The sequence below is a fragment of the Streptomyces sp. NPDC001153 genome, from assembly GCF_053598315.1.
This window is the reverse complement of sequence record NZ_JBSFJZ010000016.1, coordinates 44,899-66,542: the sequence shown is the minus strand read 5'-3', so window position 1 is coordinate 66,542 and position 21,644 is coordinate 44,899. Positions and strand designations below refer to the sequence as shown.

Here is a 21,644-nt window from a genome sequence, read left to right as displayed (position 1 = left end):
CCTACTCCCACTCGATGGTGCCCGGCGGCTTCGAGGTGACGTCGAGGACGACCCGGTTGACGTCCCGGACCTCGTTGGTGATCCGGGTCGAGATGCGGGCCAGGACGTCGTACGGCAGCCGGGACCAGTCGGCGGTCATGGCGTCCTCGGAGGACACCGGGCGCAGCACGATCGGGTGGCCGTAGGTGCGGCCGTCGCCCTGGACACCGACGGAACGGACGTCCGCGAGCAGTACCACCGGGCACTGCCAGATGTCCCGGTCGAGGCCGGCCGCGGTCAGTTCCTCGCGGGCGATGGCGTCGGCATCGCGCAGGAGGTCGAGTCGCTCCTTCGTCACTTCGCCGACGATGCGGATGCCGAGGCCCGGGCCGGGGAACGGCTGGCGCTGGACGATCTCGTCCGGCAGGCCGAGCTCCTGGCCGACCATGCGGACCTCGTCCTTGAACAGCTTGCGCAGCGGCTCGATCAGCTTGAACTCGAGGTCCTCGGGCAGGCCGCCGACGTTGTGGTGCGACTTGATGTTGGCGGTGCCGGTGCCGCCGCCGGACTCGACCACGTCCGGGTACAGGGTGCCCTGGACCAGGAACTCCACGGCCGGGCCCTCGTCGGCGATGATGTCGGCCTGCGCCTGCTCGAAGACACGGATGAACTCGCGGCCGATGATCTTGCGCTTCTCCTCGGGGTCCGAGACACCCGCGAGCGCGGTCAGGAAGCGCTCCTCGGCGTCCACGACGACCAGCTTGACGCCGGTCGCGGCCACGAAGTCCTTCTCGACCTGCTCGGTCTCACCCTTGCGCATCAGGCCGTGGTCGACGTACACGCAGGTCAGCTGGTCGCCGATGGCGCGGGCGACGAGGGCGGCGGCGACGGCGGAGTCCACACCGCCGGACAGACCGCAGATCGCGCGCTTGTCGCCGACCTGCTCGCGGATCGCGGCGACCTGCTCCTCGATCACATTGCCGGTCGTCCAGTCCGGCTTGAGGCCCGCGCCGCGGTACAGGAAGTGCTCCAGCACCTGCTGGCCGTGCGTGGAGTGCATGACCTCGGGGTGGTACTGGACGCCGTAGAGCTTCTTGTCGTCGTTCTCGAACGCGGCGACCGGGACGACGTCCGTGGACGCGGTGACCGTGAAGCCCTCGGGGGCGGCGGAGCAGGCGTCGCCGTGCGACATCCACACGTGCTGCTCGTCCGGGGTGCCCTCGAAGAGCGTGGAGGACGTCTTGGAGACGTGCAGGTCGGTACGGCCGTACTCGCGGGCACCGGTGTTGTCGACGGTGCCGCCGAGGACCTGCGCCATCAGCTGGAAGCCGTAGCACATGCCGAAGACGGGGACGCCGGCCTCGAAGATCTCGCGGTCGAGGCGGGGGGCGCCCTCCTCGTACACGGAGGACGGGCCGCCGGAGAGGATGATCGCCGCGGGGTTCTTGGCGAGCATCTCCTGGACCGGCATGGTGCTCGGCACGATCTCGCTGTAGACCCGGGCCTCGCGGACGCGACGGGCGATGAGCTGGGCGTACTGCGCGCCGAAGTCGACGACCAGGACGGTGTCGGGGGTGGCGGCAGCGGGGGTCGCTGATGACACGGGGTGCCTTGCCTTCCGGCGGTTTGGGCGGGGGTCTGTAGTACCGATTCTAACGGGGCGCCGGTGGGACAGCTCCCGCCACCGGGGGCTCCGCCCTCGGACCCAGGGTGCCGTTGCCCACCCGCCCACGCGACTCGCTCGGCTGAGAAGCGACCCGGCCGGGCTGCCTCGGGTGGGCGGGGATGCGCGGGAAACAGGCGACTCGGGTGGGTGGTGAGAGTGGGCTGGTCTGGCCGACGGGATGGCGCCGGCGCCGGTGGACACGGCAAGGGCCGGTCCGGGCGGGGACCGGACCAGTGGGCAGAACCGAAGCCGAACCCGAGGAGGGGCCCGAGCCCGGACCGGCCGGCGCCCCCGGCCCGGCAGTGAGCGGGCCCAGGCCGAACGGTCGGCGGGCCGAAGAGTCGCCGGACCGCCCGTCAGGCCGGAGAGGGAGCCATCGCCCCGGAGCCGGATCCCGGCGCCCGGAGCCGGCCAGAGGCCCATCAGGAGGCCAGAGGCCCGTTCAGGCGGCCCGTGGCAGATCCAGAGGGCCGGAGCCGGAGGATTCGGTGGGGACGGCGTGCGGGCAGGGCGTGGCATACTGGCGCCATGCTCGCGCACTCGACCTTCGTCTTTACCTATGGCATCCGGCCCGCCGGCTGCCATGGTCGTGCTGCTTGAGCGCAACGCCAAGCGACTTCCCAGGCGCCCCGGGCCGACAAGGCCCGGGGCGTCTGTCGTTTTCGGGTCCTGCCGGTCCGGGGCGTCCAGTCACCTCATCAGGAGCCCCGACATGACCACCACCACCCCGGAAGAGACCGCCTCGGTCCCCGAAGAGACCGCCTCGGTCCCGGAGAAGACCATCGCCGACGCCCGTGAGCGCATCGACGTGCTCGACGACCGGATCATCGGTCTCATCCAGGAGCGGATGGCCGTCTCCGCCGTCGTCCAGCAGACCCGCATCGCCTCCGGCGGACGCCGGGTGCACCTCTCCCGGGAGATGGAGATCCTCGGCCGCTACCGCGAGGCCCTCGGCAAGCCGGGCACCGGCCTCGCCATGACCCTGCTCGAACTGTGCCGGGGTCGTATCTGAGTGCGAACGCCGTCTCACCCGTACGGCGCGTGACCGGCTCGCGCGGCGCCTCGTTGAGCGGGGTGTCCGTGCCAGCCAGGGGCGGGCCCGACAGAACCACGCGTGGCTCGCTGGAGCGATGAGGCGTACGGGTCGTGCCGTACGCCGTGGGACCTCGCTCCAGGGAAGTGACCGGACGGCAGGGGACAGCAGCCCGGTCACCCAAGAGAACGGTCGGCTCCGGGGACGCCCGGGGCCGACCGGCGGAAAATTCCATAGGAATTGCCCCAAGTCCCCCGCAGGTGCCGGCATTGCCGCACTCTGCACTCCGTCCGCCTCGGCTCGCCGAAGACCGATCCGGGGCCGGGACCATGAACCAGCGGCGCAGCCCCCCGGCGCCGCCCAGGCACCGGCGCTGCCCTGACGCCGGTGCTGACCAGAAGAAGGGCCCCGCGGCCTCTCCGTCCCGCGGGGCCCTTCGTCATGCCCCGGCGAGACTCCGTCGTGCCCGGCGGAACCTCCCTCACGCCCGGCGGGATGTGACCCACTTCACGGCACTCTCGCTTCGGGCGACGCACAACCCTCCTCACAGGTCACGGGTCTCACGTACGCAACCAACGGCCATGCCCGTGCCCCACACACGGAGGCCTCCGAACACGTGCTGCCGCGCGGCAGCACGGGAGCCCCACAAGAGGTCCTCAATGAAGCTTCGCCGCGCCATGATGACCGCGGCCGCGACGGCTGCCCTCGCGCCGCTCGCTCTGGTCTGTGCCCCCGCCGCGTTCGCCGACGACTCCCCGAGCACCTCTGTCAGCAGCTCGGCCTCGACCGAGACGACGCCCGCGGCAGACGCCGGCACCAGCCCGGCCGCCGACCAGAACGCGTCCGCCGCCCCGTCGTCGGACAGCCCGGCCGCCTCCGAGTCGGCCGGCGCCGGCACGTCGGCATCCGCCTCCGCCTCCGAGTCGGCCTCCGCAACCGCCTCCGCGTCCGCGTCCACCTCGCCCAGCGAGAGCGCCCAGCCCAGCGACGAGCCGACCCCGCCGTCCGGGATCTGCGAGGAGGGCGACGCCCACTACAAGTCCAAGATCCACTCCTCGCTCGGCGGTCTGCCCGGTGAGATCGCCGTGGGCAGCGGCTGGCACCCCTTCACGCTCAGCGTCAAGAACCCGACGTCGGCCGACCTCAAGGACGTCATCTTCTACGCGGGCGTCGGCCCGAGCGACCCGAACGCCCAGTACGCATTCAGGACCAGCCAGGTCCAGCTCCAGGTGAAGTACGACGGAACCTGGTACGACGTCGAGGACGGCGCCGGCCACTCCAACGGCTACCTCGACCTCGCCGACATCAAGGCCGGCCAGACGGTGAACTACCAGCTCCGGCTGAACGTGAAGGCCAACGCGCCGGTCGGCGAGGGCCTCACCATCGGTGGCGGCATGTACTTCGACGACGAGGAGAACTGCATCGGCTCGGACCAGGCCGGCTACCTGATCAAGATAGTCGAGGCCGGCACCGACACCGGCGGGACGAAGCCCCAGGAGGGCGGCCAGGTCCCGGTTCCCACCCAGAAGCCGGGCAAGACCAACACCCAGGACGTCACCGGCTCGCTCGCCGAGACCGGTTCCAGCTCCATGCTGCCGACCATCGGCCTGGTCGGCGGTGCCGCCGTCGTCGTCGGCGCCGGAGCGGTGTTCGCCGTCCGCCGCCGCAAGGGCGCCGGTTCGGACGCGGCCGCGTAGGCAACGCCGCAGCAACGCCGCCGCGCGAGCGCGGTCGCACAGCCGAAGGGGCCTGCGCCAGGAGGGGGGCGCAGGCCCCTTCGGCATACCCGCGCTACTGCTTCGGCGGTACCGCCGGCACCCCCAGGAACGGCAGGCGCAGCGCGCCGAACGCCTCCGCGGGAACCGCCGGGGCCTGCGGCTCCACCGGCTTGAGCCGCTCGTACGCCGCGCCCTGCGCCGGACGCGGATCCTCCTCGCCCTGGTTCGGCCAGAAGGACATCGCGCGCTCGGCCTGCGCGGTGATCGTCAGCGACGGGTTCACGCCCAGGTTCGCCGAGACCGCGGCGCCGTCCACGACCGAGATGCCCGGGTGGCCGTAGAGGCGGTGGTAGGGGTCGATCACGCCGGTCTCCGGGGAGTCCCCGATGGGGCAGCCGCCGAGGAAGTGCGCGGTGAGCGGGGTGCCCATCAGCTCGCCGACGTTGCTGCCGGCGAAGCCGTTGATCTCGGCGGCGAGCGCGGAGGCGGCCTCCGTGGCGGCCCTGATCTGCTTGGGGTTGGGGGCGCCGTGGCCCTGGCGTGCGGTCAGCAGGCCCTTTCCGACACCGTCCGGCTTCAGGTACGTCGTCAGGGAGTTGTCCAGCGACTGCATGACCAGGCCGATGATGGTCCGCTCGGACCAGCGCCGGTTGGACAGGGAGCGCAGGACCAGCAGCGGGTGCCGGGCCGCGTTCGCCAGCCAGGCCAGCGCGCGCGAGGAGCCCTCGGCGTAGGGGACCTGGAGGATGGACAGGCCGCCCATCGAGTTGGAGCCCTTGCCGTAGCGGACCGGTTCGATGTGGGTGTTCTCGTCGGGGTGGATGGAGGACGTGATCGCGACGCCCCGCGTGAAGTCGGCCCTGGCCTCGCCGGTCGCCTTGCGGTAGCGGCGGTTGTCGGTCTGCGCGCCCACCAGCGCCTCGGAGTTGGTGCGGGTCAGGTCGCCGAGCCGGGCGGAGAGGTACGGCAGCTGGCCGCCGGCCTTCATCCGGTGCAGCAGGGTCTGTGTGCCGTAGGTGCCGGCCGCGAGGACGACCCGGCGCGCGGTGAAGAGCCGGCCCTCGCCCTTCTTCTTCCGGTCCGTCGGCAGGGTCGCCACCGCGTACCCGCCCCGGGAGTCGTCCGTGACGGACACGACCGTCGTCATGGGGTGGACCACCGCGCCCGCCTTCTCGGCGAGGTGGAGGTAGTTCTCGTTCAGGGTGTTCTTCGCGCCGTGCCGGCAGCCGGTCATGCACTCGCCGCACTCGGTGCAGGCGTTGCGGGCCGGGCCGGCGCCGCCGAAGTACGGGTCGTTCACCTGCTCGCCGGGCCGCGCCTTCGCCTTGCCGTCCGCGTCCTTGCCGTCGCCGAAGAACACGCCGACCGGGGCGAGATGGAAGGTGTCGCCGACGCCCATCCGCTGCGCCGCCGCCTTCAGGTGGACGTCGGAGGGGGTCATCGTCGGGTTGAGCCGTACGCCGAGCATGCGCTGGGCCTGGTCGTAGTAGGGCTTCAACTCCTCCTGCCAGTCGGTGATGTGCCGCCACTGGGGGTCGTCGAAGAAGGGCTTCGGCGGTACGTAGAGGGTGTTGGCGTAGTTGAGCGAGCCGCCGCCGACGCCCGCGCCGGCCAGCACCATGACGTTGCCCAGCAGATGGATGCGCTGGATGCCGAACATGCCGAGCCTGGGGGCCCAGAGGTAGTTCTTCAGGTCCCAGGAGTTCTTCGGCAGGGAGTCCCGAGTGAAACGGCGGCCGGCTTCGAGCACCCCGACCCGGTATCCCTTCTCGGTCAGGCGAAGGGCGGACACCGAACCGCCGAACCCCGATCCGACCACGATGACGTCGTAGTCGTACCCGTCCTCGTCCCGGGTCTGGACAGACTTCTCCTGCGACACGTGCTCTCCTCGTCGAGAACGGGGGGGTTGCGAACGGGGTTGGCGGGTTCGGGACTTCTAGCGGAACCGGAATGTCTTCATCAGGCGCAGACTCGTGCTCATGAACCGGGCGTACGCCTCGTCCGTCATGCCCAGCGAGGGAGCCATCGGCAGCAACCGCTGCTGGGCCACCGTCTGGGCCTCGGTGTACTTGAGGATGCCCTCGGAGCCGTGGCGGCGGCCGAGGCCGGAGTCCTTCATGCCGCCCATCGGGGACTGGACACTGCCGTAGGCGGGGGCGTAGCCCTCGTTGACGTTGACCGTGCCGGTGCGCAGGCGGGCGGCGACGTCCCGGCCGCGCGCGGGGCTCTTCGTCCAGACGGAGGAGTTCAGGCCGTACGGCGTGGCGTTGGCGCGCTCGATCGCCTCCTCGTCGGTCTTGAAACGGTAGATCGAGACGACCGGGCCGAAGGTCTCCTCCTCGCACACGGCCATGGAGTCCTCGACGCCGTCGAGGATGGTCGGCTCGAAGAAGTACGGGCCGATGTCCGGACGGGCGACCCCGCCTGCGAGCACCTTCGCGCCCTTGGCGACGGCCTCCTCCACATGCCGCTCGACGGTCTTCAGCTGGCGCTCGCCGACCAGCGAGCCCATGTCGGCGCCGTAGGCGAGGGAGTTGCCGAGCCGCATGGCCTTCGTGCGGGCGGCGAAGCGCTCCAGGAAGGCGTCGGCGACCGACTCGTGGACGTACAGCCGCTCGATGGAGATGCAGAGCTGTCCGGCGGAGGAGAAGCAGGCGCGTACGGCGCCGGCGGCGGCCTTCTCGATGTCGGCGTCCTCGAGCACCAGCATGGCGTTCTTGCCGCCGAGTTCGAGGGACACGCCGACGAGGCGGGCCGCCGCACCTTGCGCGACCTCGCGCCCTGTGCGGGTGGAGCCGGTGAAGGAGACGTAGTCGGCGTGCCGGACGAGCTCCGGGCCGACGACCGGGCCCTCGCCGAGCACCACCTGGAAGACGCCCTCGGGCAGACCGGCCTCGATGAGCAGGTCGCGCGCCCACAGCGCGGTGAGGCAGGTCTCGGTGTCCGGCTTCATCACCACCGCGTTGCCGGCGACGAAGGCGGGCAGCGCGTCGCCGACGGACAGCTCCAGGGGGTAGTTCCAGGGGGCGATCTGGCCGACGACACCGCGCGGGTGGCGCAGTTCGGTGACCTTCGTGAGCGTGGGGACGGCGCCGGTGTGCCGCTTGGGCCGCAGGTAGGCGGGGGCCTTGCGGCCGTAGTGGCGGGCCGCGACGGCGACGGCCTGCACCTCCTCGTGCGCGTGCAGCCGGGCCTTGCCGGTCTCCAGCTGGATCAGGTCGAGCACCTCGGCCTGCCGCTGCAGCACCAGGTCGTGGAAGCGCAGGAGGACGGCGGCCCGCTGCCGTACCGGGGTCCTCTCCCACACCGCCTGGGCGGCCCGGGCGGCCTCGAAGGCCGTGCGTACGTCCTCGGGGGTGGACTCGGGCAGGTCGGCCAGCTTCTCGCCGGTGAACGGGGTGTGGTTGGCGGTGCGGCCGGAGCCGGTGACGCCCTTGGTGAGCCGGGCCACCAGTTCCGGGGTGACCACGTCGGCGGCGGTGCGCACGCCCTCGGGGGCGGGCGCGAGCGGGTTGGTGCCGGTGCTGTCCGGGGCCTGCGTGTCCGTCATGACGCGCAGGGTATGCCGGAGCGCAGGCTTTGTGTACCCGTCGGTAACGGGGATTCACCGAGTGCTCACACACTGCCAGTGATCACTGGCAGCAAATGTGCTGATCAGGGCGTCGGCAGGGTGACTGGCGGAAGGATCATTCGAGTCCGGCTTTTTTCGCCAGGAGCAGTCCGAACGCGGTGCGCGGGGTGCGGCGACGAGGGCCGGGGGGTGGCGGGGTGGCGGGCGCGGGCGCGGGTGCGGCGCCGGACCGGTCGTCGGTGATCGGCGCAGTGTCGGGTTCCGGTACGGGCGCCAGTCCGAGGTAGTCCCGCAGGGCCGCCGTGACCTCCTCCGCGCCGGGGCGGGCCCCGGGCTCGTCGGCGTGCAGGCGATCCAGCAGGGGTCCCAGCGGGCCGGGGTCCGTGTCCGCGAGGGCGGCGCGGAGGAGCGCGCCCAGGGACCACAGGTCGGAGGCCGGGCCGGCGCCGGGGCCCGCGGCGCGCTCGGGGGCGACGAATCCGGCGGGCGCGTCCGCCCGGTGGCCGTCGCCGGTCCCGAAGTCGGTGACGACCACCCGCCCGGTGCCGGACTCCAGCAGCACGTTGGCCGGTTTGACGTCCCGGTGCACGATGCCGACGGCGTGCGCGGCACGCAGGGCGCCGAGGACGGCGAGCCCGATCCGGGCGGCCTCGGCGGGCGGGAGGGGGCCGCGCCGCAGAACCTCCCGCAATGACTCGCCCTCCACCAACTCCCTCACGATCCAGGGGGCTTGGCCCTCGGTGACGACGTCGTACACCGTGACGGCGGAGGGATGGCGCACCCGGGCCGCGGCGCGGGCCTCCCGGTGCAGCCGGTGGGCGATACGGCGGCTGTCCTCGTCGTCGGCCGGATCGCCGGGCAACAGAGGCTCCTTGACGGCGACCCGGCGACCCGGCCGCTGCTCGTCCAGGGCCCGCCAGACGGTCCCGGTGGGCCCGGACCCCAGGCGTCCGGCCAGCCGGTAGCGGCCACCGATCAGACGTGCGTCGGGCGGGAGTTCGCCGTCTCCACTCATGTCACATGAGTACCGTGCGCACCATGCCCTTGTCGAAGCGGGGCACAGCGAAGCGGTCGCCCGTGTCGCGGCACCCGGGAGTCAGAGCTTCTTGATGTCCAGGTTCGTGATCGCCGCCTCGGCCACGTCCCGGCCGCGGGCCGTGAAGTCGCCCTTGTCGGGGTAGCCGACGGTGAGCTTGTACAGGTCGCCCCCGCTCGTGCGGTAGTAGAAGATCTGGAGTTCGCGCGGGCTGGGGGGCCCGCCGTCGTTGGTCCTGAAGACGACGGTGTTCTTCGCGGCCTCCTTGCCGTGGTACGTCGCGGTGTCGTCCGGATGTGTCCTCGCACCGCCGGGCATGTCGAGGGTGTAGTCGCCGCCGCCGCGGAACTTCTCGTCGTCGGCGTACATCTGGGACCGCGCACTGTTCTTGATCTCGCCCAGGGAGTCCTGCGACTTCTTCGCTAGCTCCAGCGTGATCCAGACGCCGCCGCTCCAGTCCTCGTACGTCACCCAGTTCTGGTCCTGGTCGTCCTTGGCGGGCGTGACCACCTGGTAGCTCGCCGGGGCGGCGAGGGTGGCGCCCAGCTTCGGGACCGGGCGCTCGGCCCAGCCGTCGGGCAGCGGGCCCGCGAAGGGATCGGCCAGGACCAGGTACGCCGTCACCGCCGCCACGACCAGTGCCGCGCCCGCGCCGAGCCACGCCGTGCGGCCGAGGCGCCCGACCCGGGTGCGGGCGACCACCTGGACGGGCTGGGTGGGTATCGGCGGTGCCGGGGGCCTGGCCGCCTCCTGGAGCAGCGCCCCTACCCGGTCCGCCTGGGGCCGGTGCGCGGGGTCCTTGTGGAGCAGCCCGTTGATGACCTCGGCCAGCGGGCCGGAGGCGGACGCGGGCGCGGCCGGGGTGGAGTTGAGGACCGACTGGAGGGTGGCCGGGGTGTTGCTGCGGCGGAACGGCGAGACGCCCTCGGTGGCCGTGTAGAGCAGCACGCCCAGGGACCACAGGTCGCTCGCCGGGCCGGGCCGCTGCCCCAGCACCCGCTCCGGCGCGATGTACTCGGGCGAGCCGACGAAGCCGCCGGTGTCCGTGAGCCGCGTGTCGCCCTCGATCTGCGCGATCCCGAAGTCCGTGAGGACCACCCGGTCGTGCCGGCCGAGCAGGACGTTGTCGGGCTTGACGTCCCGGTGCAGGACGCCCGCCGCGTGCGCCGCCTGGAGCGCGCCGAGCACCTGCAGTCCGATCCGGGCGGCCTCGCGCGCGTCCAGCGTGCCCTCGCGCAGGACGTCGCCGAGGGTGCGGCCGCGCACCAGCTCCATCACGATCCAGGGCCGGCTCTCGACGACCGCGACGTCGTGGACGTTCACGACCGCGGGGTGGTCGAGACGGGCCGCCGCGCGGGCCTCGCGGCGCATGCGCTCGAAGACGTTGGCGCGTTCCCGTTCGGGAAGGTGGTCCGGTACGCGGGGCTCCTTGACGGCGACCTCCCGGTCCACCGTCTCGTCCTGGGCCCGCCACACGGTGCCCATCCCGCCATGGCCCAGCTTGCCGAGCAGCCTGTACCGGCCGGCGATGAGCCGCCCGGCGCCGGGATCGTGCTGCTGAGCCGGGATGGAGTGCGGCTGTGCGTTCGGCTGCGGCTGTGCGTTCGGCTGCGGATGCGACTGCGGATGGGACTGTGGATGCGGCGGTTGCAGAACAAAACTCGTCGTGTCGTCGGCGCCCTGACCGACTCCCCCGTCACTGCTCATGCGTCATCCATATCGCGCCACCGGCCCCCACAGCCACCGGCAGTACGAACCGGTCACAGACCCGTGACCGAGCCGCCGTTCAGGCCCCCGCCCGGAAGGTGTCGACGGCCACGTCGAAGTACTCCCGGGCCTCCCGCACCTTGCCGACCGGCGCCGACACCCACACGTCGTACATCCGCCCGGCCTCCTCCCAGCACAGGTCGTAGGTGTGGCGCGGGCCCTCCGCCGCGCTGAAGCCGTTCCAGGTGAACTCCCAGAGCGCCGCCGGGTGTCCGTCGTGCGTGGTGGGAGTGACCCGGCCGTCGTGGTAACCCGGGTTGGTGGAAGGGCCCTTGGCGGCCGACCGGTCCATCACGGCCTGCGGACCGCCCGGTTGGGGATCGGCGGCCTTGATGCCGAGCCGGAAGGTGCCGCCGGGTGAGAGGTAGAAGACGCGCTCGCCCTGCGGGCTGCGGGTGAAGTCCTCCGGTACGGCGAGGGAGAAGCCGGCCGGGTCCCGGGCCGTGCGGTAACCGGAGGGCGCGGTGCGCGGGCCCGCCGGGCCCGAGTCGGTGGCCGACGGGCCTGTCGCGGTGGGCGCCGGGCCGGAGGTGGTGGGTGTCGGGGGTGCGGTCCGCGACGAGGTCGCGCCGGTACCGGTGCCGGTCGCCGGGGAGGTCGCCGTACCGCCGGGGCTGCCGCCGCCCCCGCCCCCGTCCCGGTGCAGCAGCAGTGCCGCCGACACGCCTGCCCCGGCCAGCGCGGCGACCAGCAGGGATGCGACCAGCACCCCGCGCGTGGCGGACGACCGGGCCCGGGGCTCCGGCGCCGGCCCGGCCGCGGCGGGCGGCTGCGGCCCGCTGTGCGGAAGGTCCGGCTGGGTCGGCGAGTACGGCGCGGCGGCCTCCGGCGTACCCGGCTTCGTGGCACGTCCCCCCGTCGCACCGGACCTCGCCGTACGGCCGCCCGCCGTACCGGACTTCGCGGTACGACTCCCCGCCGTACCGGGCCTCGGCGTCCAGCCGCCGGTGATCCGGTGCGCGCGGCCGGTGGCGGTGGGGCCGGAGGACGGGTCCGGTGCCTCCGGGGTCCGGCCCGTCTCCAGGTACGTCCGCAGCATCTGCTCGGCCTCGGCCGCGCCGAGCCGCCGGTCGGGGTCGCGTTCCAGCAGCCCCCGTACGACCGGCAGCAGCGGCTCGGCCTCGGCGGGTGGGCGGATCTCGGCGGCGACCACGGCGTGCAGGATGCCGCCGATCGAGTCGCGCCGGAAGGGCGACTCCCCGCTGAGCACCGTGCACAGCAGCGCGCCCAGCGACCACAGGTCGGACTCCGGGCCGGTGCGCAGCCCCGACATCCGTTCCGGCGCGGTGTATTCGGGCGAGCCGACGAAGGAGCCGGTCTCGGTGAGCGTGGTGGCGCCCTCGACCTGCGCGATACCGAAGTCGGTCAGCACGACCCGGCCGGTGCCGGACTCGATCAGCACGTTCGCGGGCTTGATGTCGCGGTGCAGCACCCCGGCCTCGTGCGCGGTGCGGACCGCGCCGAGCAGGGCGACGCCGATCCGCGCGGCCTCGTCGGCGTCGACCGGGCCCTGCCGGGAGATGCGGTCGGCGAGCGAGCCTCCGTCGACCAACTCCATGACCAGGTAGGGGCGTTCGTCCTGCTCCACCACGTCGTGCACGACGATGATGTGCGGATGCCGCAGCTGGGCGACCGCCCGTGCCTCACGGAACGTACGGTCCCGGCGGCGCCGCGCGTCGCCCTCGGGGAGGGAGTCGTCCGGGAGGAGTTCCTTGACCGCGACACGCCGGCCCAGCACTTGGTCCACGGCCCGCCACACGACGCCCATGCCGCCGCGCCCGATGCGTGCCTCCAGACGGTAACGGCCCGCGATCACCCGGAAGTCGGCGCCCTCGGTCCCCATGAGCCCCATCATGCCTCACCGGACCCGCCCGCTCCGGGGCGCCGATCGGCCAAGCAGGGCCGATCGACCAGCCATTTTCGGCCGTTCAGCGGTCGTACGGCGTCGTACGGCCGCCTCGGTCACGTCAGCCGGCGGCCGGCTCCTGCCAGCCCTGCAGCACCCACTTGAACTGCTTGCTGGTCCTCGCCCAGTCCTGTTCCGGCGTGGACATGTAGATGGCGTACTCGGTGCCGGAACGCGCGTAGTACGTCTCCTCGATCGCGTGGCGCGGACCGGCGATGTGCGGCGGGTCCTTCTTCAGCGCGGTCCAGGTGTACTCCCACAGCGAACCGCTGCGGTCGCGGTAGATGTTCGGTTTCAGGGCCACACGCTTGTAGTCGACCAGTCGCTGCAACTGCTGTTCCAGATCCACCTGGTGCTGGTGGGCGTCGGCGAAGTCGGGCGAGCTGTTGATGGCGATGCGGACGAAGTGGTAGCCGCCGTCGGGGCTGTAGTCGATCTGTTTGAGGCCGCTGCTGAGCTCGTACACCGTCCGCTTCCAGCCTTTGGGCAGGGAGAGGCTGAAACCGAGCGGGTCATGCTGGACCTGCCAGCTGGCGGGCACGGTGCCGTCGGGACCCGGCGCGGCGCTGCCGCTCGCCGAGGGCGAGGTCGTGGCCGGGCCCGCGCCACCGCTCGACCCGGTGTTCCGCGCCGAGCCGCCGCCCCACTCCTGGAAGGCCACGGCCGCGCCACCGCCGAGCACCGCCGCGACGGCGATGACCAGGACGAGGGTGCGCAGCCGACGGCGGGGCCGGGGCCGTACGGGGGCCGGGCCCGGGGGCGCGGGCGCCACGGCCGTCGGTCCGGTCATGGAACGGCCCGGGCCGCCCGGCACCGCGGGGCCGTGTCCGGACGCGGAGGCCGAGGCGGTTCCTGAGGGGTCGAAGCCGGGGAGGTTCCCGCCGGGCTCGTGACCGGAGGCGTGGGCGGTGGGGCCGTAGCCCCGGGTGGTCCCGGTGGGGCCGTAACCCGATCGGGACGGGTTGCCCGTCCCGCCGGTGTGCAGGCCCGAGCCCTGGGTGGGGATGAACGCCTGGGCCGTGTGCGGGCGGCGGCCCTCCACCGCCTCGGCGAGCATCTGCTCCGCCTCCTCCGCGCTCGGCCGGCGCTCCGGTTCCTTGCGCAGCAGGGCGGCTATGACGGGGCCGAGCGCACCGGCGTGGCGCGGCTCGTCGACCTCCTCCTCCACGACCGCCTGCATGGTGCTCAGCGGTGAGGTACGGCGGAACGGCGAACGGCCCTCGACCGCCGTGTACAGCGTGGCGCCGAGCGCCCACAGGTCCGAGGCCGGGCCCGGGTCGTGGCCCCGCACCCGCTCGGGCGCGAGATAGTCGACCGAGCCGACGACCTCTCCCGTGCGGGTGATGGTGGAGTCGCCCTCTATCTGCGCGATGCCGAAGTCCGTGAGCAGGACCCGGCCGTCCCGGCCGAGGAGGACGTTGCCGGGCTTGACGTCCCGGTGCAGCACACCGGCGGAGTGCGCGGCGCGCAGCGCCCGCAGCACCCACAGCCCGATACGAGCGGCCTCCCTGGGCTCCACCCGCCCCCGCTCCTTGACCTCGTCGGCCAGCGAGTTGCCCTCGACCAGCTCCATGACGATCCACGGGCGGCCGTCGTGTTCGAGGACGTCGTGCACGGTGACGACGGCGGAGTGGTTGATCCGCGCGGCGGCGCGGGCCTCGGCCCGGGTACGGGCGAGCAGCACGGTCCGGTCGCTGTCGGAGACGTAGAGCGCGGCGGTCAACTCCTTGACGGCGACCGTCCGGTGCAGCACCTCGTCGTGGGCGCGCCACACCCGGCCCATGCCTCCGCTGCCGATGGAATCGGCGAGCCGGTAGCGGCCCGCTATGAGCAGGCCCTGCATCTGATTCACGTTGCCCCGCAATGCTCTTGACAGGGTCAGACTAAGGACCGGTCAACCAACAGGGAACCAGGGGGGTAGCAAGGTGACAGCACTGTGACGGTTGCCGCCGCCCGAACCGGCCGGGATCGGCCAACCGGTATACGGGGCGCTCAACCGGTGTAGCGGTACGTCGCCGTGGCCTGGTCGTAGAACCGGGTCACCGCGTCGCGCTCGGACTCCGGGCCGCGGACCTGGATGATGTGGTAGCGGCCGTTCAGCAGGATCGCCATGTTGCGCACGAACAGGTCGCGGCCCTGGCCGTCGGTCCAGGTGAACTGCCCCTCGGCCATGGTCCGCCCGCCCACCTCGATGGTTCTCAGTCCGGTGGCCGTGGCCCAGCTGGAGTCGCGGTACGGCTGGAGCTCGCTCTCCTTGTCCCGCTGGTAGGTCATCGGGTCACTGCCGTAGGTCGAGGCGCTGTCCCGTCCGGGTACGACGACCAGCTCGAAGTTCCCGTGCGCGTACACCACCTGGCCGCTGCCGTTCTTCGGGGTGCGGTCCCAGCCCGTGGCCACGGCGATCTTGAAACCCTCGGGGTCGGTACGCAGGGCGAAGCCGTCGGCGACGGACGGATCGCCGCCGGTCTGGGGCTGGGTCTGGGTGGCGGGCGCGGACGCGGAGGAGCTGCCGCCCTGTGGCGAGGGGGGCTGCTGTGCGGACGAGGGCGCGGGACCTGCCTCCCCGGCGCTGCCCGTGCGGTCCGGACTGCCCGCGGCGCCGCTCTCGCCCTGTCTGGGCATGAACAGCATCGCGTACGCGATCGCGCCGGCCAGCAGGAGCAGGATCAGCAGAAGCAGGGTGCGGCCGAGACTGCGCGGCGAACGAACCTCCTCCCGGACCCGGGCGCGCTTGTGCCGGCCGTGCGGATGGACCTCCGGCGGTTGGGCGCGCCGTCGCCGCAGCCGCACCAGCTCGCCGCGGCGCCGGACGATCGGCAACCTGCTCGGGTCGGCGGGCGGCACGGGTACGACGTGGGTGCCGGCGTCCGGCTCGGGCGCGGAGCGCACCAGCGAGCGCAGCCAGCCGTTCAGCTCCTCGAAGTCCAGACGCTCGGTGGGGTCCTGGCGCAGCAGCGACTCCACGACCGGCCGGAGCGGGCCGCACTCCTCGGCGAAGGCGGGCGGCTCGGCGCACACCAGCTGCACCAGCTCGGCCGTCGACTCCTCCGGGTACGGCGCGTGTCCCTGCACGGCCCGGAACAGCAGCGCCCCGAGCGCCCACAGGTCGGTCGCGGGCCCGATCGGCGCCGCCAGCTGCCAGTTCTCGTGCACGGGACCGGCCTGCTCCGGCGCCCACCGCTCGGTCACCGGCCCCACGACGGTCATCCGCACCTGCCGCGCCCGCTCGGCCGCCAGCGTGGTCGCGGGGCCGCGCCGGGTCCCGCCCGTGGCCCCGCCGGTGTCGTCCCAGCGGGGGCGGACGGGGGTTTGCGGGGGGAGGAGTCGGGGGGTGGGGTGGTGCGGGTCGGTGCCGTGGGGGGACAGCGGTGCGCCTTGACGGACGGGGCCGCTGCCGTTCGGGGGCAGGTCGGTGCCGTGGGTGGGATCGAGGTCCGGGGAGGCCGGCCGGCCGGGGACGGACGGGTGTCCGGGGCCGGGGCTCGGCGAGGGGAGACCGGGGCGCTGGGGGGCGCCGCTCAGGGCCGGGGAGGTGCCGGTGGAACCGGGGCGCGGTGCGGCGCCGTGCCAGGGCGCGCCCTGCACTCCGTAGGGGTCGGCGATCCGGCCGGGCGGCGTGGTGCCCCCCGGCCCGCCGGGGTACGACGACGTACCCGTGCCGTCGGCCCGCTCGGCACCGGTGTCGCCCTCGGCGGGCGGCCGGGCGCCGGGCAGGGCGGCGCGCCCGCTCTGCCGGGCCTCCTGCACCCGGGCGGCGGCACGGGTGCCCGCCCGGTACGCGGCGATGGCCCCCGCGCGGGCGGCACGGACATCCGCGCCGTTCTCCAGCGGCCGTTGCCCCGCCGGGCCGGACCCCGCGGTCCCACCGGAGACCCCGTTCGCTCCCGGCACCGGCAGTCCTCCGGCCGCCCGTGCCTGGATCGCGGCCCGGCGCGCGGCCTCGGGATCGGCGTCCGCGGACGGAACCGCGCCCGCTCCAGCACCGGCGCCCGAGGATCCCTGCCCTCCCCCGGCGATCGGAGGCGTGCCCCCGCCCGCTCCGCCGTCCTCGAAATCCTCCTGGGCCGGTACCGGGTCGTACCCGCACAACGCCTCCTCCGCGGCGCCGACGGCCAGGCCGGTCAGCATCACGCGGCCGTCGTCGCAGACGAGCACCGTGCGGGCGGTGATGTTGCGGTGCACCCAGCCGTGCGCGTGCAGCACCCGGAGTGCCATGAGCACATCGGCGGCGACCTCGGCCGCCCGGTACGGCGACAGCGGCTGCTCGGCGAGCAGCGCGGCCAGCGGGCGCGCGGCCACCAGCTCGCTGACGATCCACAGCGACCCGCCCTCGGCGAACACGTCGAAGACCTGGTCGAGGCGCGGATGGTCGGGGATGCGGGCCGCCGCCTGGGCGGCCTCGACGGCACGCCGTACGGCCGGGTCGGCGGGCCGCCGGGTGGCGGTCCGGGCGTCCGGCGCCCGCCGGGTACCACGCTCACGTGCGGTGAAGCCCTCGGGCAGTCCCTCCGCGTCGAGCACCTCGGCCTCGACGACCTCGGGCAACGGCACCTGCCGGACGAGTACTTCCTGGCCGCTGTAGGTGTCGAAGGCGCGGGTCTCGGTGAGTTCGTACTCGTCGGAGGGCGGCAACGGCAGGCGGTAGCGGTCGGCGAGCACCCGACCCGCGTAGTCGTCCACGTCGTTGCCTCCCCCGGCCGCCCGGTCGGTCACTTCCGTTCGCCTCACGACCGTTTCGCACGCACTTCCGGCTGCGTACGGTCCGCAACCATTCACGATACGTGCCGGAGGCAACCCGCACCGAGTGGATGACGGATTCTCACGCCCCGAACCGTCGCCGAGCGCCTATGACTTGGGCTCGAAGGACGTGGTGAGCGTCTTCCAGGTGTCCTTGCGCAGCTCGCTGTCCCAGTTCGCGGCCTTCGCCGTGTACATCAGTCCGTAACCGAGATGGCCGTTGACCACGAACCCCCGGTCGATGGTGCGGTACTCGGTGCCGCCGTCGACGTACGTGAACTCCCAGTCGGCCGTGTTCCAGCCGCGGTAGTCGACCTTCTCGATGCGGATCCGCTGGTACTGGGAACGCACCATCCCGCGCTCCTGGTTGTTCCAGTCCGCCACCGGGTCGCTCTTGGGGCTGTCGGTCCAGCCGATGAGCAGCTTCTGCCCGTCGGGACCGGTGTAGCGGTCACCCCCGCTGTCGGTGGACTGGTACGACCACCCCTTGGGCAGCCCGATCGAGTACCCCTGGCCGCCCTTGCGGGTCGTCACCACCGGCGCGCTCCCGCCGGCCTTGGCACCGGACTTGCCGGAGGAACCGGCCGGGCCGGAGGTGGACGCGCTCGCGTCGACGGCGTTGCCCGACGCGGAACCGGTGCCGCCCGACGACGGGCTCGCCCCGCCGCCGGTGCTCTTGTCGCCCTTGTCCTGCTTGGTCGACGCGCTCGCGCTCGCCGCGGCCTTGGCCCCGCTGCTCTTGCCGTCCTTGCCGTCGCCGCTCAGGGCGATGGCCAGCACGGTGCCGATCACCGCGAGGACGACCACCACGGCGATGATCACCAGCGTGCGTTTGGGCACCACGTCGGTCAGCGGCGCCCTCGGCACCGGCCGCGGCGGCAGGTCCAGGTCCGGCGGCGGCATCACGGGCCAGCCCGAACTCGGCTTGTTCGCGCTGGAGTTCGGCCCACCGGCAGCACCGGGGGCTCCGGCAGCAGGACCCGTCTGTCTCCCGGCGGATCCGCCGCCCCCACCGGAGGCCGCGGGCCGCGATCCGCCGGAGGCGGATGTGGGGCGCGCGCCGCCCGAGGAGGACGTCGGGCGCGCTCCGCCGGAGGAGGCCGGCCGCGTCCCGCCCTGGGCGGCAGGACGTGCCCCGCCCGCGGTGGCGCCGCCCGCCTTCGTGGCCTCACCGGCACCCGGCGCCGGCGTGTCGTCGCCGCTCTTCGTCCGCGCGGACGCGGCCGCCGTGGCCGCCCCGGCCGCCTTGCGGACCGAACGCAGCGCGCCGCGCAGCTTCTCCCCGGCCTCCTCGCCCCGCCTGCCCTCGGACGAACCCGGCTGCGGCGGCAGCGGCACCACGCGCGTCGCGTCCATCGGCTCCGGCTCGGGCGCGTGGATCACGGCGTTGAGCATGGCCCGGGCGCCCGCGTCGTCGAGCCGCTTGGCCGGGTCCTTGGTGAGCAGGCCGTAGATGACGTCCCTGAGCGGGCCCGCGTTCTTGGGCTCCTCCAGGGGCTCGGTCATCACCGCGGTGAGGGTGGCGATCGCCGAGCCCTTGTCGTACGGGGGCACGCCCTCGACCGCCGCGTACAGCAGGCCGCCGAGCGACCACAGGTCGGCCGCCGGACCCGGCTTGTGGCCGCGGGCGCGCTCGGGCGAGATGTAGGAGGGGGCGCCGACGAGCATGCCGGTGGAGGTGATGGACGGGTCGCCCTCGACCTGCGCGATACCGAAGTCGGTGAGCACGACCCGGCCGTCCTCGGCGATGAGCACGTTCGACGGCTTCACGTCCCGGTGCAGGATGCCCTCGCGGTGCGCGGAGCGCAGCACGTCGAGGATGGCGAGCCCCACCTCGGCGGCGCGCTTCGGCTCCAGCAGGCCGTCCTCACGGATGGCCTCGGCGAGGGACTTGCCCTCCACCAGCTCCATCACGATCCACGGCCGGTCGTCCTCGTCGACCACGTCGAAGACCGTCACCGCGCTGTTGTTGCGGATCCGGGCGATCGCCTTGGCCTCGCGCAGGGTGCGCGTGATCAGGCGCCGCTTCTCCTCCTCGTCGATGTTCGACGGGAACCGCAGTTCCTTGACGGCGACCGTCCGGCCCAGGGTCTCGTCCTCGGCGCGCCAGACCGTGCCCATGCCGCCCCGGCCCAGCACGTCTCCCAGCCGGTACCGCCCGGCGAGGAGACGACGCTCGCTCTTGTCCTGACGAGTCCCCTGACGAGATGTTCCCGCCCGCTCCGCCTCCGACATGCGTCCCCTCATACAACCCGCCCTGACAGAGCCTCCATTGTCTCTCACTCGACAAGTGGCCGACGCCCAGGGGGCCCTTCGCCGCAGGCGGGATCCGGTGCACCGGTTTCGGGGAAATACGCCTGGTTTCGGCAGGGGTGACGGGCGTTCGGGTGCCCTCGGGCACCCGGCTCACGGGCCGGCTTCGGCCACGGTCCCTCAGGTGAACGGCACTATGTCCGGCGCTCCCAGCCTCGCCGCGTCCGCCGTCTGGTCGTCGGGCTGGAGCTGGGACTCGCGCTCGGCCTCCACCCGCTTCTCGTAGTGTTCGACCTCGCGCTCTATCTGGTCCTTGTCCCAGCCGAGGACCGGTGCCATCAGCTCGGCCGCCTCACGGGCGCTGCGGGTGCCCCGGTCGAAGGTCTCGATGGAGATGCGGGTGCGGCGGGTGAGGACGTCGTCCAGGTGCCGGGCTCCCTCGTGCGAGGCGGCGTAGGCCACCTCGGCGCGCAGATAGTCGTCGGCGCCCTGCAGGGGCCGGCCCAGGGCGGGGTCGGCGGTGATGAGGTCCAGGACCTCCTCGGCCAGGGAGCCGTAGCGGTTCAGCAGGTGTTCCACACGGGCGACGTGCAGTCCGGCGCGGGCGGCGATCCGGGCGCGCGCGTTCCACAGCGCCTGGTACCCCTCGGCGCCCAGCAGCGGGGTCTCCTCCGTCACGCAGTCGGCGACCCGCATGTCCAGGCCGTGCACCGCCGCGTCGACCGCGTCCTTCGCCATCACGCGGTAGGTGGTGTACTTGCCGCCCGCCACGACCACGAGTCCCGGCACCGGATGGGCGACCGTGTGCTCGCGGGACAGCTTGCTGGTGGCGTCGGACTCGCCGGCGAGGAGCGGGCGCAGGCCGGCGTACACCCCCTGCACGTCGTCGCGGCCGAGCGGCACCGCGAGCACCGAGTTGACGTGCTCCAGCAGGTAGTCGATATCGGCGCTGGACGCGGCCGGATGGGCCTTGTCGAGGTTCCAGTCGGTGTCGGTGGTGCCGACGATCCAGTGCCGGCCCCAGGGGATGACGAACAGGACGGACCTCTCGGTGCGCAGGATCAGGCCGGTGGTGGAGTGGATGCGGTCCTTGGGCACGACCAGGTGGATGCCCTTGGAGGCGCGGACGTGGAACTGGCCCCGCTCCCCCACCATGGCCTGGGTGTCGTCGGTCCACACACCGGTCGCGTTGACGACCTGCTTGGCGCGGATCTCGTACTCCCCGCCGCTCTCCACGTCCTGCACCCGGGCGCCGACCACCCGCTCGCCCTCGCGAAGGAATCCGGTCACGCGCGCGCGGTTGGCCGCCCTCGCGCCGTAGGACGCCGCCGTGCGCACCAGGGTGGCCACGAAGCGGGCATCGTCCATCTGGGCGTCGTAGTACTGCAGGGCGCCGACCAGGGCGTCCTTCTTCAGGCAGGGGGCGACGCGCAGGGCGTGACGGTGGCTCAGATGACGGTGCAGGGGCAGGCCCCGGCCGTGGCCGCGGGCCATGGACATCCCGTCGTAGAGCGCGACGCCCGAGCCGGCGTAGAGCCGCTCCCAGCCCTTGTGCTGCAGCGGGTAGAGGAACGGCACCGGCTTGACCAGGTGCGGGGCGAGCCGCTCCAGGAGCAGTCCGCGCTCCTTCAGGGCCTCGCGGACGAGCGCGAAGTCGAGCATCTCCAGGTAGCGCAGTCCGCCGTGGATCAGCTTGCTGGACCGGCTGGAGGTGCCGGAGGCCCAGTCGCGGGCCTCGACCAGACCGGTGGACAGGCCGCGTGTGACGGCGTCCAGAGCGGTGCCCGCGCCGACGACTCCGCCGCCGACCACCAGCACGTCCAGCTCCCGCTCCGCCATCGCCGCCAGTGCCTCGGCGCGCTGCGTCGGCCCCAGAGTCGCTGTCCTCACGCTGCCTCCCGCTGTCGAGACTCGCTCGCGTCGGCCGCACCCGGTGGGCGAAGCCCGGTTCATCCCCTCCTCATGCCCAAATTCTGAC

12 protein-coding genes are annotated in these 21,644 nt (G+C 73.1%); 2 read left to right on the top strand and 10 right to left on the bottom strand.

All coding sequences use genetic code 11. The features are described 5' to 3' along the window. Position 1: 1 nt before the first annotated feature. Positions 2-1,582 (bottom strand): glutamine-hydrolyzing GMP synthase, encoded by a 1,581-nt coding sequence (gene guaA, locus ACWDEN_RS19805; protein ID WP_351618168.1) that lies wholly within the window; start codon positions 1,580-1,582, stop codon positions 2-4. A gap of 775 nt (positions 1,583-2,357) precedes the next feature. Here guaA and ACWDEN_RS19800 point away from each other — a divergent pair. Then, positions 2,358-2,657 (top strand): chorismate mutase, encoded by a 300-nt coding sequence (locus ACWDEN_RS19800; RefSeq protein ID WP_351618166.1) that lies wholly within the window; start codon positions 2,358-2,360, stop codon positions 2,655-2,657. A gap of 680 nt (positions 2,658-3,337) precedes the next feature. Then, positions 3,338-4,375, top strand: a complete 1,038-nt coding sequence (locus tag ACWDEN_RS19795; protein WP_450859771.1) for an LAETG motif-containing sortase-dependent surface protein — start codon at positions 3,338-3,340, stop codon at positions 4,373-4,375. Positions 4,376-4,469: 94 nt separating this feature from the next. Here ACWDEN_RS19795 and ACWDEN_RS19790 read toward each other — a convergent pair whose 3' ends face one another. The 9 genes from ACWDEN_RS19790 to ACWDEN_RS19750 all read right to left on the bottom strand — a co-directional run bounded on the left by ACWDEN_RS19790 (position 4,470) and on the right by ACWDEN_RS19750 (position 21,556). Next, entirely contained in the window at positions 4,470-6,275 is a 1,806-nt protein-coding gene (locus tag ACWDEN_RS19790) for a GMC family oxidoreductase N-terminal domain-containing protein (RefSeq protein ID WP_450859770.1), read from the bottom strand. Between the two features lie 57 nt (positions 6,276-6,332). Continuing rightward, positions 6,333-7,946: a succinic semialdehyde dehydrogenase gene (locus ACWDEN_RS19785; RefSeq protein WP_450859769.1), complete on the bottom strand. Its 1,614-nt coding sequence runs from the start codon at positions 7,944-7,946 to the stop codon at positions 6,333-6,335. Between the two features lie 136 nt (positions 7,947-8,082). Further along, complete coding sequence (locus ACWDEN_RS19780) at positions 8,083-8,982, bottom strand: serine/threonine-protein kinase (protein ID WP_450859768.1); 900 nt, start codon at positions 8,980-8,982, stop codon at positions 8,083-8,085. A gap of 81 nt (positions 8,983-9,063) precedes the next feature. Next, complete coding sequence (locus ACWDEN_RS19775) at positions 9,064-10,710, bottom strand: protein kinase domain-containing protein (RefSeq protein ID WP_450859767.1); 1,647 nt, start codon at positions 10,708-10,710, stop codon at positions 9,064-9,066. 79 nt (positions 10,711-10,789) lie between these two features. After that, a complete protein-coding gene (locus ACWDEN_RS19770) occupies positions 10,790-12,613 on the bottom strand; it encodes a protein kinase domain-containing protein (protein WP_450859766.1) in 1,824 nt (607 codons plus the stop codon). Positions 12,614-12,737: 124 nt separating this feature from the next. Beyond that, positions 12,738-14,519, bottom strand: a complete 1,782-nt coding sequence (locus ACWDEN_RS19765) for a serine/threonine-protein kinase (RefSeq protein ID WP_351612748.1) — start codon at positions 14,517-14,519, stop codon at positions 12,738-12,740. 149 nt (positions 14,520-14,668) lie between these two features. Next, the gene (locus tag ACWDEN_RS19760; RefSeq protein WP_450859812.1) at positions 14,669-17,356 is read right to left on the bottom strand and encodes a protein kinase; all 2,688 of its coding nucleotides are present in this window, start codon (positions 17,354-17,356) and stop codon (positions 14,669-14,671) included. Positions 17,357-17,521: 165 nt separating this feature from the next. Continuing rightward, on the bottom strand, positions 17,522-19,648 hold the full coding sequence (locus tag ACWDEN_RS19755; protein WP_450859765.1) for a serine/threonine-protein kinase: 2,127 nt from the start codon (positions 19,646-19,648) through the stop codon (positions 17,522-17,524). Between the two features lie 198 nt (positions 19,649-19,846). Further along, positions 19,847-21,556 (bottom strand): glycerol-3-phosphate dehydrogenase/oxidase, encoded by a 1,710-nt coding sequence (locus tag ACWDEN_RS19750; protein WP_351614342.1) that lies wholly within the window; start codon positions 21,554-21,556, stop codon positions 19,847-19,849. Positions 21,557-21,644 lie beyond the last annotated feature (88 nt).

Coding starts and splice junctions, on each gene's coding strand:
- ACWDEN_RS19780 (WP_450859768.1), bottom strand. CDS start 8,982: ATGAGTGGAGACGGCGAACTCCCGCCCGACGCACGTCTGATCGGTGGC.
- ACWDEN_RS19785 (WP_450859769.1), bottom strand. CDS start 7,946: ATGACGGACACGCAGGCCCCGGACAGCACCGGCACCAACCCGCTCGCG.
- ACWDEN_RS19770 (WP_450859766.1), bottom strand. CDS start 12,613: ATGGGGACCGAGGGCGCCGACTTCCGGGTGATCGCGGGCCGTTACCGT.
- ACWDEN_RS19755 (WP_450859765.1), bottom strand. CDS start 19,648: ATGTCGGAGGCGGAGCGGGCGGGAACATCTCGTCAGGGGACTCGTCAG.
- ACWDEN_RS19800 (WP_351618166.1), top strand. CDS start 2,358: ATGACCACCACCACCCCGGAAGAGACCGCCTCGGTCCCCGAAGAGACC.
- ACWDEN_RS19765 (WP_351612748.1), bottom strand. CDS start 14,519: ATGCAGGGCCTGCTCATAGCGGGCCGCTACCGGCTCGCCGATTCCATC.
- ACWDEN_RS19775 (WP_450859767.1), bottom strand. CDS start 10,710: ATGAGCAGTGACGGGGGAGTCGGTCAGGGCGCCGACGACACGACGAGT.
- ACWDEN_RS19795 (WP_450859771.1), top strand. CDS start 3,338: ATGAAGCTTCGCCGCGCCATGATGACCGCGGCCGCGACGGCTGCCCTC.